18 protein-coding genes and 3 pseudogenes are annotated in these 15,267 nt (G+C 60.6%); 16 read left to right on the forward strand and 5 right to left on the reverse strand.

What is annotated here, in order from left to right:
• Nucleotides 1-306: 306 nt before the first annotated feature.
• The 3 genes and pseudogenes from NLY44_RS05170 to NLY44_RS05180 all read left to right on the forward strand — a co-directional run bounded on the left by NLY44_RS05170 (nucleotide 307) and on the right by NLY44_RS05180 (nucleotide 3,352).
• Complete coding sequence (locus tag NLY44_RS05170) at nucleotides 307-1,047, forward strand: SDR family NAD(P)-dependent oxidoreductase (protein ID WP_023673881.1); 741 nt, start codon at nucleotides 307-309, stop codon at nucleotides 1,045-1,047.
• Nucleotides 1,048-1,187: 140 nt separating this feature from the next.
• The gene (locus NLY44_RS05175) at nucleotides 1,188-1,358 is read left to right on the forward strand and encodes a hypothetical protein (protein WP_245262835.1); all 171 of its coding nucleotides are present in this window, start codon (nucleotides 1,188-1,190) and stop codon (nucleotides 1,356-1,358) included.
• 808 nt (nucleotides 1,359-2,166) lie between these two features.
• Nucleotides 2,167-3,352: pseudogene (locus NLY44_RS05180) on the forward strand (IS256 family transposase).
• A 706-nt stretch (nucleotides 3,353-4,058) separates the two neighbouring features.
• On the opposite strand, the gene NLY44_RS05185 reads toward NLY44_RS05180, so the two are convergent.
• On the reverse strand, nucleotides 4,059-5,207 hold the full coding sequence (locus NLY44_RS05185) for an ATP-binding protein (protein WP_023690463.1): 1,149 nt from the start codon (nucleotides 5,205-5,207) through the stop codon (nucleotides 4,059-4,061).
• Nucleotides 5,208-5,350: 143 nt separating this feature from the next.
• Between NLY44_RS05185 and NLY44_RS05190 the strand changes: the two genes are divergently transcribed.
• Complete coding sequence (locus NLY44_RS05190) at nucleotides 5,351-5,758, forward strand: hypothetical protein (RefSeq protein ID WP_156936055.1); 408 nt, start codon at nucleotides 5,351-5,353, stop codon at nucleotides 5,756-5,758.
• A 42-nt stretch (nucleotides 5,759-5,800) separates the two neighbouring features.
• On the opposite strand, the gene NLY44_RS05195 is transcribed toward NLY44_RS05190, so the two are convergent.
• From NLY44_RS05195 to NLY44_RS05205, 3 genes are all read right to left on the reverse strand, one after another.
• Nucleotides 5,801-6,091, reverse strand: coding sequence for a helix-turn-helix domain-containing protein (locus NLY44_RS05195; protein WP_031203328.1), 291 nt, complete (start codon nucleotides 6,089-6,091; stop codon nucleotides 5,801-5,803).
• Nucleotides 6,092-6,145: 54 nt separating this feature from the next.
• On the reverse strand, nucleotides 6,146-6,325 hold the full coding sequence (locus tag NLY44_RS05200) for a hypothetical protein (protein WP_023697507.1): 180 nt from the start codon (nucleotides 6,323-6,325) through the stop codon (nucleotides 6,146-6,148).
• A gap of 70 nt (nucleotides 6,326-6,395) precedes the next feature.
• Nucleotides 6,396-6,602: a CsbD family protein gene (locus tag NLY44_RS05205; protein WP_023690464.1), complete on the reverse strand. Its 207-nt coding sequence runs from the start codon at nucleotides 6,600-6,602 to the stop codon at nucleotides 6,396-6,398.
• A gap of 1,445 nt (nucleotides 6,603-8,047) precedes the next feature.
• Here NLY44_RS05205 and NLY44_RS05210 point away from each other — a divergent pair.
• Nucleotides 8,048-8,267 (forward strand): annotated as a pseudogene (locus NLY44_RS05210) (DUF768 domain-containing protein).
• A gap of 53 nt (nucleotides 8,268-8,320) precedes the next feature.
• Here the strand turns inward: NLY44_RS05210 and NLY44_RS05215 are convergent.
• The gene (locus NLY44_RS05215) at nucleotides 8,321-8,599 is read right to left on the reverse strand and encodes a hypothetical protein (RefSeq protein ID WP_023694917.1); all 279 of its coding nucleotides are present in this window, start codon (nucleotides 8,597-8,599) and stop codon (nucleotides 8,321-8,323) included.
• A 351-nt stretch (nucleotides 8,600-8,950) separates the two neighbouring features.
• Here NLY44_RS05215 and NLY44_RS33190 point away from each other — a divergent pair, with 351 nt between their 5' ends.
• The 11 genes and pseudogenes from NLY44_RS33190 to NLY44_RS05270 all read left to right on the forward strand — a co-directional run bounded on the left by NLY44_RS33190 (nucleotide 8,951) and on the right by NLY44_RS05270 (nucleotide 15,267).
• Nucleotides 8,951-9,688: a hypothetical protein gene (locus NLY44_RS33190; RefSeq protein ID WP_023673531.1), complete on the forward strand. Its 738-nt coding sequence runs from the start codon at nucleotides 8,951-8,953 to the stop codon at nucleotides 9,686-9,688.
• Nucleotides 9,689-10,301: 613 nt separating this feature from the next.
• Nucleotides 10,302-10,627, forward strand: a pseudogene (locus NLY44_RS05225) (DUF736 domain-containing protein).
• A gap of 175 nt (nucleotides 10,628-10,802) precedes the next feature.
• On the forward strand, nucleotides 10,803-11,063 hold the full coding sequence (locus tag NLY44_RS05230) for a DNA -binding domain-containing protein (protein WP_023673529.1): 261 nt from the start codon (nucleotides 10,803-10,805) through the stop codon (nucleotides 11,061-11,063).
• Between the two features lie 134 nt (nucleotides 11,064-11,197).
• On the forward strand, nucleotides 11,198-11,446 hold the full coding sequence (locus NLY44_RS05235; RefSeq protein WP_084013101.1) for a transcriptional regulator domain-containing protein: 249 nt from the start codon (nucleotides 11,198-11,200) through the stop codon (nucleotides 11,444-11,446).
• The gene (locus NLY44_RS05240) at nucleotides 11,418-11,963 is read left to right on the forward strand and encodes a DUF2285 domain-containing protein (RefSeq protein ID WP_023673528.1); all 546 of its coding nucleotides are present in this window, start codon (nucleotides 11,418-11,420) and stop codon (nucleotides 11,961-11,963) included. The genes NLY44_RS05235 and NLY44_RS05240 overlap by 29 nt, the downstream gene beginning before the upstream one ends.
• A 139-nt stretch (nucleotides 11,964-12,102) precedes the next feature.
• A complete protein-coding gene (locus tag NLY44_RS05245) occupies nucleotides 12,103-12,384 on the forward strand; it encodes a helix-turn-helix transcriptional regulator (RefSeq protein WP_023690466.1) in 282 nt (93 codons plus the stop codon).
• A 17-nt stretch (nucleotides 12,385-12,401) separates the two neighbouring features.
• Entirely contained in the window at nucleotides 12,402-13,562 is a 1,161-nt protein-coding gene (locus NLY44_RS05250; RefSeq protein WP_023690467.1) for a replication initiator protein A, read from the forward strand.
• The gene (locus tag NLY44_RS05255; RefSeq protein WP_156936056.1) at nucleotides 13,559-13,801 is read left to right on the forward strand and encodes a hypothetical protein; all 243 of its coding nucleotides are present in this window, start codon (nucleotides 13,559-13,561) and stop codon (nucleotides 13,799-13,801) included. The genes NLY44_RS05250 and NLY44_RS05255 overlap by 4 nt, the downstream gene beginning before the upstream one ends.
• Nucleotides 13,798-14,319 carry a DUF2840 domain-containing protein gene (locus NLY44_RS05260; protein ID WP_023673524.1) on the forward strand — a complete coding sequence of 174 codons (522 nt, stop codon included), beginning with the start codon at nucleotides 13,798-13,800 and terminating at the stop codon, nucleotides 14,317-14,319. Before NLY44_RS05255 ends, NLY44_RS05260 begins: the two co-directional genes overlap by 4 nt.
• On the forward strand, nucleotides 14,316-14,861 hold the full coding sequence (locus NLY44_RS05265; protein WP_023697510.1) for a S26 family signal peptidase: 546 nt from the start codon (nucleotides 14,316-14,318) through the stop codon (nucleotides 14,859-14,861). The genes NLY44_RS05260 and NLY44_RS05265 overlap by 4 nt, the downstream gene beginning before the upstream one ends.
• Before the next feature lie 70 nt (nucleotides 14,862-14,931).
• Nucleotides 14,932-15,267, forward strand: a complete 336-nt coding sequence (locus NLY44_RS05270) for a DUF736 domain-containing protein (RefSeq protein WP_023690469.1) — start codon at nucleotides 14,932-14,934, stop codon at nucleotides 15,265-15,267.

The following is a 15,267-nucleotide window of genomic DNA, read 5'->3' on the forward strand; positions in this document are numbered from 1 at the left end:
CGAAAGCCCTTCATCGAAATATCGCCGGCCTGTCCTGATTGTCTCTTTGGTTCTTTCAAACTGGGCAATGGCGTGTCGCCGCAGGAGAGCGGGACAAAGAACAACATCGTCTAGCCCCCTTGACCTGCCAAGAGGCATCTGAACAGGAAAAGGTGACGAAAAGCGCCAGGCGGCGCCGCAAGGCGAAGCTGTGTACGATCTGGAGCTCGCTACCGATCAGGTCATAGCTGGCTCCGGCGCCCCCCAGACCATCTGGCCGCTGGCGAAAATATGCGATCCTGCTAAACTTATCCCGTGTGAACACACATGAATGGGGGCTTTGTGCCGGTATCATATGACCTCATTGGCAAGACAGCCGTCGTAACCGGCGGAGCAAAGAGTATCGGCAAGGCAATCGTAGAGCGCCTTGTAGCGTCGGGTGCTTCAGTGCACGTGTGGGATCGAGATCAGATCGAACTGAAGGGTGTGGTGTCTACGAAGGTCGATATTACCAGCCGCGATCAGGTAACCCATGCGATCAACATGATCGTCGATCGTGGCCTGCGTATAGACGTTCTGGTTAACAACGCCGGTTATCTAGGAACCCTTCACCCGTTTGACCAACACGAACCTGCAGACTGGCGAAGCATCATCGAAACCAATCTGATCGGCACGATGCAAGTGACGCAGTTGGTTTTGCCCCACATGCGAAAATGGGGTGTTGGCCGCATTGTCAATATGGGCTCTTTGGCGGGCAAGGAAGGACTTGCCAACCTTGCCGCCTATTCAGCCTCCAGCGCAGGTATCGTAGTCTTCACAAAGGCGCTTGGGCGTGAGGTTGCCAATACAAACATACGCGTGAACTGCGTCGCTCCTGGGCCAATCGATACTGACATGATCCGAAACCTCGGGGTCGCAGCTGTCGAGACAATGATCGCCGATAGTCCAATGAACCGGCTCGGCCGGGTCGAAGAAGTTGCCCACATGGTGGCCTGGCTGTGCTCGGACGCCAGCAACTTCAATACCGGCGCGGTATTCGACATGTCGGGTGGGCGGGCGCGTTACTAAGCGCCGACTGTCTCGGTGCTTTCAGGTGGCCCGGCGTCACCGTGGACCAAATACTCCCACCCCTAAACGGCGACCTATGTGATCCCCTCATGGCAACTCTGCGGTACGAGGTAAGGCGGGAACCGGATGGGACGTGGACGGTGTTCGACGTGTTCACCGGGCAGCCGGCTATTATGGTGGGCCACCCTTCTGTCGACCTTCCCGACATGGAGTATGCTGAAGAGCTGGCAGCCATCCTGAATGCCAACAACCTGAAGCATAGGCTATATCACGGGAGGTCCCCGAAGGTTCGCCTGACCGAGGTGGCATGACAAGTTAGCCATTCAACCAGCCTTCGTACTGCCCATCCAGGATGGCTCGTCCGATTCCGAGCAAGCATTAGTTATTGAACTACCGACTACGACGGTCTTAAATCGACTTCCCATTGCGTTTCGTAGGGAGGATGTGATGGGCAAGGTGGTGCCAATTCGCAGGGCCACGCCTTGCGTGGAAGTAGTCGGAGCCAGTGGCGAATGGGTAGGGTCGTCCGCATCATAGAGACCGACCAGGAAATTACACGCTCATTCGGCCTGAATCGTTTGCGCTGTCCTTCGCAGAAAGCCAGCGGATACGCCTGCATCTCGACAAAAAGCTCTGGGTGAACGGTGCTAAATCCCCGAGCCGTCCAGTTGCTGGCTGTCTTGCCTCCCCAGGGCGCCGGCATGGAGGCTCGGTTTCGGCAGTAACGTCGAGACGATGCGCTCGACGAGCCTGAAGGTCGATCGTGAAAAATCGGACGCTCAAAGCTCCTGCCTCGGGCCGCGTTCTCGCCGCTCAATGATCGTCGAACTGCCTGCGTAGGTGATCAGGTGAAACCAGACCTATTCCTCGCCCGTCACGCCTCTCTTTCAGCCGTGCGACGACTACATGCTGGCCGCTTTCTGAGGATTTTCACCGCGAAGCTGACGGTCCGCTTGCGGCCCCATCTCAGTCATACCGATCACAGGCAGGGCGTGAAGCGCGCGTCGCATTGCGAGTAGGGAAGGTAGTGTGCTGAGAGTTCTGCAATTCGCTGAGAGAGGGCGGTCATGGCAGGCTGGTGATGTTCAACGTCACCGATTCCCTGGAAGGAACGCCACCATGACCAAGACAGAAGGTAAATCGACCAGCGCTGCCGTCAAAGACATTCTGCTTTCGAACCCGGAGGGGCTGCACGAAGTGATCCGTGCGGTAATGCAGGAGGTTCTCGAGGCCGAGATGGAGGAGGCGCTGGGTGCTTCGAAGGGCGAACGCACGCCTGAGCGCCTTGGCTATCGCTCGGGTTACTACGGCCGCACCCTGGTCACCCGGGTGGGCAAGCTTGAGCTGCGGGTTCCACAGGACCGGGCGGGTCACTTCTCCACCGAGCTGTTCGAGCGCTACCAGCGTTCGGAGCGGGCCTTGGTGGCAACGCTTGCGGAGATGTATGTCCAGGGCGTGTCGACCCGCAAGGTCAAGGCGATCACGGAAGAGCTGTGCGGTCATGCCTTCTCGGCTTCGTCGATCTCGGCCATCAACAAGCGCTTGGACGAGAGCCTGAAGGCGTTTGCCGAACGACCTCAGGAGCCGTTTCCTTACCTCATCCTCGATGCGCGCTACGAGAAGGTGCGTGAAGCCGGTGTTGTCATGAGCCAGGCGGTGCTGATCGCGGTCGGTATCGACTGGGACGGAAGGCGCCAGATCCTGGCCGTGGAGATGGCCAATCGCGAGAGCCGCTCGGCCTGGAGGGAGGCCTCAAGGCGCGCGGCCTCAAGGGCGTCGAGTTGGTTGTGTCCGACGATCACGCCGGCCTGGTCGCGGCGATCGGCGAGGTGATCCCCGAAGCCGCCTGGCAACGCTGCTACGTGCACTTCCTCAGGAACGCGCTCGATCATCTGCCGAGGAAGCACGGCGACGACTGCCTGCAGGAATTGCGCTGGCTCTACGACCGGCGCGATCTCGCAGAGGCCAGGGCTGATCTTGCCGCATGGCTGTCCAAATGGTCCGCCCGCTACCCGCGGCTGACCACCTGGGCGGAAGAAGCCATAGAACAGACGCTGACTTTCTTCCGGCTGCCGCGTCAGCATCACAAGCACCTCAAGTCCACCAACATGCTTGAACGGCTCAACGAGGAAATCCGCCGGCGCACCTATGTCGTGCGCATCTTCCCGAACGCCGAAAGCTGCCTGCGCCTGCGCCTGGTCAGCTGGCCGTCGAAACCAATGAAAACTGGATGGAGGCCAACCGCTATATCAACATGGATGATCTGCGCGAGCACAAGAAGCTCGCTCTACGCCAAGCCGCATGACCAGTTTCATGATCGCCCATTTTGCAGAACTTGACGCACACAACCGTAGGGAAGGGCGGATTTAACCCCCAAAACACCCGCGACAGAGATGCTCAAGTCACGCTCTTCAAAGCCATTCTGATTAGACGTGACGCTGCGTTCGCAAAGGGTATCGAGCGGGTTAGTTATGTATGAAAACTGTGACGCCCCGATCGAGCACGGATTCGCACGCATATTTCTCTAACCCACGCCTCTCGGGCGAATGAACCGCCTCTCTGCTTACTCTGGCCGTGCCGTCTTCTTCTCCCGCGGCAGTTCGCGTCTTTGTTTGCAGACGACCACGATCGATTTGTCCCAGCGATCCACTCGCCGCTGGGATAGATGATTGCTTTGCTGATCTTGAGGAACGATGGCCTGATCCGCATGCAACGCGCCCGTTCGAAGAGTCCCGTCGCTTACCTGGCCGTGACAGCGAGCGATGACTTATTCAGGGGTGAGCAAGTTGAGGGTCAGGCATTGGCGGGACAGATAGCAGAGTTGTGCAACAGATTGTTGCACCCGCGACCACGTCGGTAGAGACCCGAGGAGAAATGTCGGCGGCATCACCGCGGACGCTCGTGGTGACCCGAAGCTCTCAATAGAGCTCAATGACCGCTTTGCGTCTAATATGACAGGTCGAGCGCGCTACCCTCTTGCCTGAAAACCGGAACGGCCGGTTGCCGAATGGCTAGTTATCCAGAACCAATCTGACTTTCTGGGCGAGAGCTTGGAGGGTAGCGGGTTTCTGCAGGAGTTGAACGTTTGGATCGATGATCCCATTGCGAACTATGGCATCACGTGCGTAACCGGACGTAAAGAGCACCCTCAAGTCAGGCCGCAATTCAACGGCAGCATCCGCAAATTCCCGACCGTTCATTCCGGGCATGACAACATCCGTCAGCAGCAAGGAAACGTCTCCTCGATCCTCAAGAATGCGCAGGCCTTCAACCCCATTCTCAGCAGAAATCACCGAATAGTCGAGATCCTCGAGCATTTGCATTGTCAGTTGTCTTACACTCGCCTCGTCCTCGACGACGAGGATCAATTCCTCTGGCTTGCCATTGGCAACGTCTTGGCTGTTCGCCCGCCGTGCTCCATCGGCGGGACCATTGTGCCTTGGCAACCAGATGCTGATGGTAGTCCCCACCCCCAGTTTTGAATCGATTTTGACATAGCCACCGGACTGCTTGACGAAGCCAAACACCTGACTCAGCCCAAGGCCGGTTCCCTTGCCGACACCTTTGGTGGTAAAAAACGGCTCGAAGGCTCTTTCCAGAACCTCCGCGCTCATACCCGAGCCCGTGTCCCTCACCGCAATAAGGACGTAGGGGCCGGGGGAAATGCCATGATCTGCAGCAACCGACTGGTCGACCAGGAGTGCAGAGGTTTCGATTGTCAGGGTTCCGCCCTCCGGCATGGCATCGCGAGCGTTGACCGCCAGATTTACGAGGACATTTTCGAGTTGGCTGGGATCAGCGAGCACTGCACCGTCATCGGATTGCACGACCGTATTGAGTGTTACGTGCTCGCCCAGGGTCCGGCGCAAAAGCTCCGACATATCCTGCACCATCCGGCCGACGTCGAGGGATTCAGGGGAAAGCGGCTGCTGCCGGGAAAAAGCCAGTAGCCTTTGCGTCAGCATGGCAGCTTTGTGGGCACCCTCGGTCGCGGCTGCGATCAGTTGGTGCACGCCGGGCTCGCCGCGGTCGACGCGCCGCTGGATCAAGTTGAGTCCTGAGATGACAACTCCCAACATGTTGTTGAAGTCGTGCGCGATACCGCCCGTGAGTTGCCCCACCGCCTCCATTTTCTGGCTTTGGCGCAGCTGATCCTCCAAATTCCTGCGGACGTTGAGGGGGAGCCGTCATCTGATGCTGGCCTCCGATCCAGCCAGCATCTTGAATCACAAAACCACTCTCACGGGAATCCCGCAGATTCAGTCAAAATCTGAACTGCTCTAAGCGTCCATTCAAGCGGCTCGTGATCTGGTTGCTCGTGCCACATCACTTGACGGAAGTCGCGGCGGTCAACCTGCTGGCCGCATATCGGGCCAAAGGTCGAAACGGTCTTGTCCGTCTGCCGGCGAATGTGGTTTGCCGGGGATGCGTGGGCCAAGGGCTGCTATTCTGGTCATGCTCGAACGAACACGATTCCGCGGCAAAAGTTCCGTCAGTTTGGTCTTCTCAGTTGGTGAAAGACATCGCACCAAAAGCGGAAGTCATTTGGTCGGCCGTCGAAATGTGCCTCCAAAGCGCAGTGCGCCACGGCGGTCGGCGCTTCAAGCCCATAGAGTTCGATCGCAGATTGAGCGGCCTGACCTTGGTCGACGAGATCGGCAATCTTCAAAGCCGTAAATCAGCGCTCCGCATTGCGAGCCTTCCGGTATGAGTTCCGAGCCTAAGACGCTCCTGAGTAGGCTTTTCGCCCTTATTATTTTCTCTGCCGCCGGCGCCACTGTCTATTGTCGGTGGCGAGGCCGCTGCCACCTTCTGAGCGGGCGAGCGATGGAGTGCCTTCGACGGTGAAGACGATTCCGGCGTCTTCAAACGCTTTGCGGATCGCCGCGATGTTGTGGGGACGCGATTTCCTGAATCCGTTCTCAAGATCGCTGATGGCCATTTCGCTAAGATCTGCCTTTGCGGCAAGTCGCACACGCGACCAGTTCAGTAGGGCTCGTGCTGCTCTGGATTGATCTGCTGAGAGTACGGTTCGGCTGTCCATAAACAGTCGAACATTCAATATCGCTTAAATGTTCCTCTTGACCTTCTGCGATTTCTAACGGCGTGATGCCGGCCTCTCGGGTAACGCGGCGGGGTTTTCCAATAACTTTGCGGAACGCTGATCGTCACGCCGCAACGTCTTCTTTTTCGGCTTGGTCTTCTCAACCAGATCTGGCCTTTTCGCTATCAGGTAGTCAGCCTTGTTCGTTCGATAGTCTTCTTTGTGGATGGACATTTCTACAATCTCCATTGTGGAGATCAACGCGGCTGGAAGCCGACAAGGTCGATCCGAACGGCGCACCGTCCTAATACGAGTCTTGTCGACCATACCAGTCGTCGACGTCTCGCCGCACGCGATCCTTCTCAATGCCGTAGCGTTCCTGGATCGTACCTTCGAGCTGATCGCGGTTGCCGGCTATGCGGTCGAGATCATCATCAGTGAGCTTGCCCCACTGCTCCTTGACCTTACCTTTGAATTGCTTCCAATTTCCTTCGACGCGATTCCAGTCCATGATGGCGATCTCCTTTCGTTGTCCTTTCGAATAACGGTCGTATGGCTGTCAGGTTCCGCTGCAGGTAAGCGCGCTTGCTTGTGATCTAGCAATGGAACCTAATGCCCGTCGACCGCATGTGTGCGCCGGCCTTTTCCGGTTTGGGAACACAGCCGGCCTTTTGCCGTTGGTCTGGAACAGCTTCGCAAGGAAATGCACGTGCTCGCCGATCCGGGCATCTGGGTCGCGTTGGCGGCTGTGTTCATCCCTTATGGAGTCGGTGTCGCACTGCTTCTGAGGGTAGCCGGTTGATGGACCTGCCAGCGCTGCTCTGGCGTCAGATGAGCGGATTTCCATAGAAGCCGCCTCAACTTGGCGGCGGGGGGTCTTCGCGTTCGGCCATCTGTTCCAAGAGCTTCCTTGACGCAGCCAGGACGCGGCGTACGTGGGGAGTTGAGTTCGCCGACCATATCGATGGCGAAGGCGCCGGACAGGGCGCCACACGTCTTGGCGGGGCGCTCTGAGGGCGTTGGCGATGTCATCGAAGATCGCTTCCATCGGTCGAGTCTCGAACGCCGAACCTGTGAATCCCCTGTTTGTTCCGTCAAAGTCTAACGATCAGGGAAGCGCCATTGAAAGCACGTGCAGTAACGGTTGATTCAACCATTGCTGGTAAATTGTGAAATGTGGGTGGCGGCTCCGACAGTTCGGGGTGGAACTCAATGCCGAAGCCGCCTGCGCAGCCAAGGTTGGGGTTTGACCGCGCCGTCCTATAATGGGACAGCGCGGTCAACGATTCGTTAAAACGTTCTGGAACTAATTAAGCACGCGCTAATTGACTCGCGGTCTCGGGAGTCAGTGCATGCGTGAAGTTCATTCCTCCGATGGTGCCGATTTTGGCGGGACAGGCCTCCCGAGGGCATTGCACAGCGTCACGTACCGGCCGCCGCCTTCGTCTTCCCTCTTCTTAGAGATCCGCCATTCGTTGGGCGAGTGGGTTGTTCGCATCATAGGGAGGAACGGTGAAACGTATTCCCGAGCATTCGAATATGAAGCAGATGCCGTCGCTTTCGCTGGCGATCAGTCTTCTCGTCTAGGATTGGAAGCTCCCCCGAAGCGAGCAACTTGACGAAATCAGCGAGAGACGCGCTGAAGCAGAGCGACTATCTGTTTCGCGGTCTCGTCGGTCCCGATCACTGGCGACTGTCGTGCGTCATCTTTCTGTATGATCGATGACGCCTGTTCGGGGGTGGTATCATCCTCCAGGTCGAACTCACGGACTCCGATGGGGGTTCTTGCCTTACATCTCACACATGGATTTTTGGTGCGAAGCCAATTCATAGTGATTGGGCCGACGTGCGGCCTGATTGAAGGTCAAAAGCTACTTCGGCGGCTGCGAACAGCCTAGTCTATGACCTCGCCACCGAACAGCCGGAACCTAAGCGCTTAATGGAGCTTAAGGCTCCATGAGTACACGCGGTATCAATTTCCTCGATCGCTGGGATCGGCAACAATCTCCCCGAAACGGCGAAGGCCGACACGGTTTCGATAAGTGAGTACACACACAAATTGTACGCCGACGCTAAGGCGCTCGGGATCAGGCGCGAAGAGATCGACGAAGAAGTTGACAGCCTATATCGGACGCTGGTCGATGCGCCTTCGGAACTTACCCCCCCTATAAATTAGCAGGGGAGGCACGGCATTCTTCAAGCCGTCGCTCTTATCCTTTCCCGATAGCTTCACCGGACATCGCGCTGGCCGACACCTTCTTGCGCAATGCCGCAGTGTGCCTCGATGGCGCTGACCGGGCGGCGGATCTGGGCAGGCGCAATGCGGCCCTTCACGCCATCGCCATCGCCATTGAATTGCTCCTGAAGTCGCATCTTCTCAGAACAGCGACCGACGATCGCTGGAATCGCCGCCATATCGGGCACGATCTCGGCAAGGCCGCTCGTTACGCCGAGAGAGCTGGATTGGGCCTGCCACCGCAACTGCACAGCGTCATCGCCCAGCTTCATCCTCATTTTCAGCGTGGCGGCTTCCAACGGGACCCAGCGCGTTCATGGCCGTCCGGTTTATCGCTCGACGCCCGCCACATCGCGCGGCGGCTTGCTCAGACTCTCATGGAACATAAGCGTCGCGCTAACGACGCCGCTGCTCCTGACTTGAAGATGACCCCACCCCCGCGATCCATTGCGCTGATCCTTGGTCCAGCCGACGGCCTGACGCCATCAACCCGCAAGGGGTCGGACTACGCGAAGCGTGCCGCCGCTCCGGCTTCGCCTTCGCGGTGATTGCGGCCATCCGCCGAACACATCGGGCGCCTGTCAGCGGGGGAGGGTCCTCCGCTTCAAACAGGAGCCGGATCGATGTCCCTCGCCGACGCGCATGCCTTCGCCTTCAGCCTCGCCGCCACCCTCATGGTCGCCATCGTCATCTTTCGTGCCGGCGACGGCACTCTCTCGGTCGTGCCGGCGAACGAGTATGACGGCGACGACACCGCCATCATCGGCGAAATCGACCGTTCGCCCCAGGACGGGGCTAACATTGCCGCTGGCGAAACAGAGCTTTGGCATCTCGCCGGTGCTTTTCGTTGCTATGCTCTGCGCGGCGTTGCGGTGGTGGTGGAAGGCGCAATCGCCAGAGCTATTCTCGGAGACACCACCATGATCATCCTCGGCATGTTCGTTTGTATCGCGGCCATCGGCATCCTGTGCTGGTTGCTCTTCACGCTTGCTATCTTCGCCCTTCCGTTGTTCGCAGGGGTCAGCGCAGGTACGTGGGCATTCAACACCGGCGCCGGCTGGCTTGGCGCGATCCTCGTCGGCATCCTGGCAGCCGGGTTGACGCTCGGCGTCGGCCAAATCCTCCTCGGCGTTATCAGCTCCATGTGGGCGAAGCTGGCGATCACGCTTGTCTTCGTCGCGCCTGCGATGGTTGCCGGCTACCATGCCACCCATGGCATCGCGAAGCACATGATGCCTTCGGAAACCTGGCAGGTCGTCTTCTCCGTCATTGGCGCGACCGCCGTCGGCGTCACGGCATATCTGCGGGTCGCGGGCATGACGTCAGCCGACCAATCCGGCAGGGACGTGGTTCGAGCCTAGACCCCCGCGGGCGGCGCAGGTGGACCAGACCGACGAAGGCCTAGCCTCCTCATTATCGGTGGTTGGAGCAATCGGGTTCCATGCCAGGATCGAGCAACGGCCACGTGCCGGCGCGGCCCCGTCTGGGACTTGGACTTTCTTTGGTCGATGCCCATGGCAGACCGACAAGTCGGTAGCAGGACGGCAGCGCGCGCGGTGGCGGCGGCGTTGCAGGTGCGCGGAATCTGTGCCTGGAATGCGTGGGCGATGCCGGTGAAGCCTGTAGCGATCTGCCGGAGGCGCGTTGCACGCCAACGTCTCCGTTCCCAATCTGTCCCAAGAGCGCTCCAAACGGCCTCTTCAATGGGCTGATCTGGCCGAACGACGGCTGAAGCCTCGACCGCCTAGGCCGCAACGGCGCATCTCGACTTTCTTCCCCTGCCGGCTCCCACCCCATGCCGCAAGCGCATGGGGACCCCGAGCGCCGCCATTCCTCGCGAGACAAGAAAGTCGTTCCTGCGCCGTCCTCCGCGTTGCTCCGGTCGCAAGCGATGCGTCGTCGGTCGCCTTCGGCCACCCGATCGCCATCGAGGCCGCATGGTGCGGGCTCGGGAACAGAAAACGGAGACTTACAATGGCTACCATCGGCACCTGCAAGAAGACCGCCTCGAACGAATTCACCGGGGACATCGTCACCCTCAGCGTCCAAGCCAAGAACGTGCGCATCGTCCCAGACACACGCGCCACCGGCGAGAACGCTCCCAGCCACCGGGTGCTGGTCGGCCGCGCCGAGATCGGCGCCGCCTGGTCGAAGACCTCCAACGAAGGCCGCGATTACCTGGGTCTCAAGCTCGACGATCCGAGCTTCAACGCCCCGATCTACGCCAACCTCTTCGACGACGAGGAAGGGAGGGTTTCTCGCTCATCTGGTCCCGCCCGAACGCGCGGCGGGGTGACTAAGGACCCGCGCAGGCCCCGGCCGGAAGGCCGGGGCCTTCTTCCGCGGACGTCCGGTTCGATTCACTCAAGCCGAGAGCGATGCCGAAACCGCATCGCCTGATGCTTATCAACCGTCCTCCATCGGCGCTGTTGTTTCTATAAAATGCGGGCTTTCACTGTGAAGACGAGGCAAGCGATGATCGAGCCGTTTGACGAAACCGCGCCGACCAGTGACGAACTCACCGAATACGATCGGGAACACGTCAAGCTCTATGTGCGCCTGCTTGACGCCGCCGACGACGGCGCGGACTGGCGCGAGGTGGTCGAAATCCTCTTCGGCATTGATCTGACGAAGGAGCCACAACGCGCCCGGCGCATCCACGACAGCCATCTGGCGCGAGCGCGCTGGATGGCGCGTGCAGGCTACCGTCATCTCTTGCGTCGACCCGGCAACTAGCACCACAGCGCCTGTGGTTCGCGGGTGATGCCGAAGTGGCATCACCCGATGCCCGGCAAGGGTCTTCCGCCAATCGCTACAACCCGGAATCGTTTGGAGGCGGGGTCTACGCGTTGTTTGCGAGGAGCTCTTGGATGAGGCCGGATACGTCGCATTGGCGAGACAATGCCAGCTATGATTATTTTGATACATTACCTATCGAAGGGCTCGCCTGGGAGTGTCTGCGGCGTCACCAACCCTATCAACGGCACTACCAAGCGCTCCTTACCACAAGATCCGAAAAAGCACCCTTCCACCCTGAGGCACAGCGGCAGTGGGGGTTGCGATTTCCCGGCCACGCCGGATTTGTCCGCCTTGGCGCAAGACGTTCTGTGGTCGCCTGACGTCGATCCAGCTGTGGTTTCTCTCGTGCCGGCGCCGGAATTCCTGTCGTCCTTGCGATCGGCGCCGTTGACCGGCCTGGGCGTGGTCCACGACAGCCCGGAAGGACGCCACACTGTCCATAGTGCAGGTGTCGTCACCCAACTTCTCCTTCTGCCCGGCAGTGACCCGCACGGTCACCTGGCGGCCCTGATCCCCTTGGACGCAGAAACATTGGGACGGATCGAAGCACTCACCCGTTTCTGGCGTTCGTTGCAGGGGCGCCCCAAACCTTCGGACACGCGGATGACCCCGCAGCAGCGCCGCCGCTTTCGTCTGATGATGCAGGCCGCTGACGGCCATTCGAATGGCGCGAGCTACCGCGACATTGCCGTCGCCCTTTACGGGTCTAAGCGCGTCGCTGCCGATCCCTGGAAAACTTCCGCACTGCGCGACGCGGTGATCGGCCTGGTCGAAGGTGCCACCGCCATGATCGGCGGTGGCTATTTGCAAATCCTGCGTCATCGCCGCCGATCCTAGCGGGTCTGGCCGCGCAAAAGGGGTGGAGTTTTAGCCCCCTCAACTTCCCCATCCCTGACGAAGCTTACTCTCCGCCACCGTGGTCTCCGCCCACCGCTGAACGCCAGCGGCTGCCCAAGACCCCACGGAGGTTCGACCCATGCGACCCGATATCGCCGTTTTGCCGCCGCGCTTCCTGCGCACCAAGGAGGCCGCGGATTTCCTCAGCCTGTCCGCCCGCACGCTCGAAAAGCACCGGACCTATGGCACTGGTCCTTCCTACCGCAAGCTCGGCGGCCGTGTCGTCTATGCCGTCGACGATCTTCAGGCGTGGGCCGAACGCGGCGCTGTCACGTCTACATCCGATCCGCGGGGGTCGGTCCTGCCGGCCAAGCGTCACACGCCGACGCCGCCGACGCACGGCGGACGATACGCACGCTGACCGCGCGCGGATTTCCAATGGTGGCTCGAAACCAATCCCTTTCGGAGCGCGGGCAGCTCGACCTGTTCCGGGCGCTGCCTGGCGACTTCGCCCCACGAGACGCGCAGGATCTCATGGCCTATCCGTTCTTCTCCCTTTCCAAGACGCATCGCATCACCCCGATCGATTTTGCGGCCGGCAACGTCACGATCCGGGTCGAAGCCGTGCCCGATCATGGCATGGCGACCATCTGGGACGCCGACATCCTGATCTGGGCCGCAAGCCAGATCGTCGAGGCGCGCGACGCGGGCCTTCGCACCTCGCGCCTGATGGCCGCCACACCCTATGAGATTCTCACCTTCGTCGGCCGCGGCAAGAGCCTGCGCGACTATCAGCGCCTGAAGGCGGGGCTTGACCGGCTGCAGTCGACCACCGTCTCGACGACGATTCGTCAGCCCGCCGAAGGCCGGCGTCACCGCTTCTCATGGATCAATGAGTGGCAGGAGCGCATCGATCGCCATGGCAAACCCGCGGGGATCGAGTTGATCGTCCCCGACTGGTTCTACCAGGCAGTCCTCGATGACGCGCTCGTGCTGACGATCGACCGCGCTTATTTCGACCTGACTGGCGGGCTGGAGCGCTGGCTCTATCGGCTGGTGCGCAAGCACGGCGGACGCCAGCCCGACGGCTGGCGCTTCGACTTCCGTCACCTTCACCAGAAATCCGGCAGCCTGTCGCCCCACAAGCGCTTTGCCTTCGAGCTGCGCGACATCATCCGCCGCCAGCCGCTGCCCGGCTACACCCTTGCGCTGGAAGTGGAGATTGGCGGCCGGGTTCTGCTTGCCTTCGAGCGGATCGGCTCCTGTGGAAGGCCTGTGGACGGCCTCGTGCTATCGGGAACCGGACCTATCGTGCCATCGGGAACCGCAGGCTCGTGCTATCAGGAACCGAAACGGCGCCTAACCCTGGGAAAGCAAAGCCGAAATCGCGCCCTTAACTTAGACTCTAACCCAGATTCTAACTTTGAAGCGCGCGCGCAAGATGGGCAGAGGCTCGTACGGCGAGCCAGCCACGCACTCAGCGTAACCACCAACAACACCCCCAACACGTCGACGGTTTCTGGCGGTCGCATCACGGCAACCAGCGCTTCCGAAGGTCCGACTCCGCCGCTTGATCCGCGCTCGGGAGCCGCCCGATGAGCGCCGCACCCCTAAATCGAAAGAGCCGTGTCGGGAAGGCAACTTTGACGCTGCATCTCGCCGGTGAATTGGCCTGCAAGGGAAATCAGTTCGCGACCTTCGTCGTGCGCCCCACCACCGACATGACGACTCAGGAGCGCGCACGCATCGCCGCTTTCGAGAACGACGTCATCGTCGCCGAAACGCTGCGCGCGAGGCTCGCGCGCGAAATTCCCACCACATCAGGAGAACCGAAATGACTGGCATTGCGGCTCCCCGCACGCGCGGCGCATTCCCGGCCACGCACCACGCTGCCGATAATCTCGTCCATGTCGAACTGACCTGGGTCGAGAAGAGGATCGAGAACTGGATACGGTTCGGCACGCCCGCCCAGGAACAGATCGTCGATCGTCGCCGGCGGATCCTGTCCTATCGTCCCGGCGTGGTCTTCGCCTTCGTGCGATGGGCGGCGAACGACTTCGGAACGATCATCTCACGCATCGACATCGTGCGTGCGGTCGCGTCTGGCGAAGCCTATCAGACACTGCCCTTCGTGCGACCCGGCGGCGACATCCTGCTGAAGGTCGAGAGCTGGCCCAAGGTCGAACGCGTGCTGCAGGCGATTGACGCCATCCAGCGCCTCGGCATCGAGCCTGAGTTGGTGTCGCCTGATCATTGGCGGCACATCCACAACCGGATAACCGCCGGCAATGCGCCGCGCAGCTACACACTCGACCAACATCGTGCCTTCCTGCTGCGCAAGAGGACTGAGCCGTGACGCGCGCCGGGATCATCTTAGCCAGCGTTATCGCAACCATGGGCGTCGGTTATCCCGGCCTCACTTCGATGCCCGCGAAGCTCATCTGGAATGCGTCAGCCAGCGCACCGATCGGCTTCTACACGATCGACTTCGACGGACCCTTCGAGGTCGCCGATCTTGTGGCCGTCGACGCGCCCGAGCCGCTCGCGGCGTTCCTCGCCGATCGCGGCTATCTGCCGAGGGGCGTGCCACTCCTGAAGCGCATCCTTGGCGTATCGGGGCAACGGGTCTGTCGCTCGAACCTCACCATCACGGTCGATGGTATCGAGGCGGGGATGGCGTTGACGCGTGACCGGGCCGGTCGTGACCTGCCGGTCTGGCAGGGCTGCCGCCGCATCGCGAGCGGCGAAGTCTTCCTGATGAACCGGCATGTCCGCGACAGCTTCGACGGCCGCTACTTCGGCCTCCTCTCCACCAGACGGATCATCGGCCGCGCCGTTCCGCTGTGGACAGACGAGGACGGCAACGGCCGCTTCGAATGGCGCGCGCCAACGCGGTGAGCGCGCGACCAGCGGCGCGCGTCGTGGCGCCAGTCTTCATCACCGCACGACTCGAAAACAGGAGCCTGACATGCAACAGATCGGAGAATTCACGCGCCAGAAGACTGGCTATAGCGGGCGCATCCACACGCTCAGCCTCAACCTGGATATTGCCATTGTGGCGGCAGAGGCGAGCGAAACGGAGAATGCGCCTGACTACCGCATTCACGCCGCAAGCGAGGACGGCCCCGAGATCGGCGCCGGCTGGAAACGCTCCAGCGAAAAGGCCGGAGACTATGTCTCGATCCAGCTCGACGACCCGACCTTCGCGCAGCCGATACGCGCCAACCTCTTTCGCAATGGCGACGACAAGACGTCCTGGTCGCTGCACTGGGCGCGCCCGCGCGACCGTAGCGAGAAGGATTGA

The sequence above is a fragment of the Mesorhizobium sp. C089B genome, assembly GCF_030323125.1.
GTDB lineage: Bacteria > Pseudomonadota > Alphaproteobacteria > Rhizobiales > Rhizobiaceae > Mesorhizobium.

Bases quoted from the DNA above. Each gene is read 5' to 3' on its own strand.
- NLY44_RS05170 (WP_023673881.1), top strand. From the start codon at position 307: ATGAATGGGGGCTTTGTGCCGGTATCATATGACCTCATTGGCAAGACA.
- NLY44_RS05195 (WP_031203328.1), bottom strand. From the start codon at position 6,091: ATGGACAGCCGAACCGTACTCTCAGCAGATCAATCCAGAGCAGCACGA.
- NLY44_RS05200 (WP_023697507.1), bottom strand. From the start codon at position 6,325: ATGTCCATCCACAAAGAAGACTATCGAACGAACAAGGCTGACTACCTG.
- NLY44_RS05205 (WP_023690464.1), bottom strand. From the start codon at position 6,602: ATGGACTGGAATCGCGTCGAAGGAAATTGGAAGCAATTCAAAGGTAAG.
- NLY44_RS05215 (WP_023694917.1), bottom strand. From the start codon at position 8,599: ATGAAGCTGGGCGATGACGCTGTGCAGTTGCGGTGGCAGGCCCAATCC.
- NLY44_RS33190 (WP_023673531.1), top strand. From the start codon at position 8,951: ATGTCCCTCGCCGACGCGCATGCCTTCGCCTTCAGCCTCGCCGCCACC.
- NLY44_RS05230 (WP_023673529.1), top strand. From the start codon at position 10,803: ATGATCGAGCCGTTTGACGAAACCGCGCCGACCAGTGACGAACTCACC.
- NLY44_RS05235 (WP_084013101.1), top strand. From the start codon at position 11,198: ATGAGGCCGGATACGTCGCATTGGCGAGACAATGCCAGCTATGATTAT.
- NLY44_RS05245 (WP_023690466.1), top strand. From the start codon at position 12,103: ATGCGACCCGATATCGCCGTTTTGCCGCCGCGCTTCCTGCGCACCAAG.
- NLY44_RS05250 (WP_023690467.1), top strand. From the start codon at position 12,402: ATGGTGGCTCGAAACCAATCCCTTTCGGAGCGCGGGCAGCTCGACCTG.
- NLY44_RS05255 (WP_156936056.1), top strand. From the start codon at position 13,559: ATGAGCGCCGCACCCCTAAATCGAAAGAGCCGTGTCGGGAAGGCAACT.
- NLY44_RS05260 (WP_023673524.1), top strand. From the start codon at position 13,798: ATGACTGGCATTGCGGCTCCCCGCACGCGCGGCGCATTCCCGGCCACG.
- NLY44_RS05270 (WP_023690469.1), top strand. From the start codon at position 14,932: ATGCAACAGATCGGAGAATTCACGCGCCAGAAGACTGGCTATAGCGGG.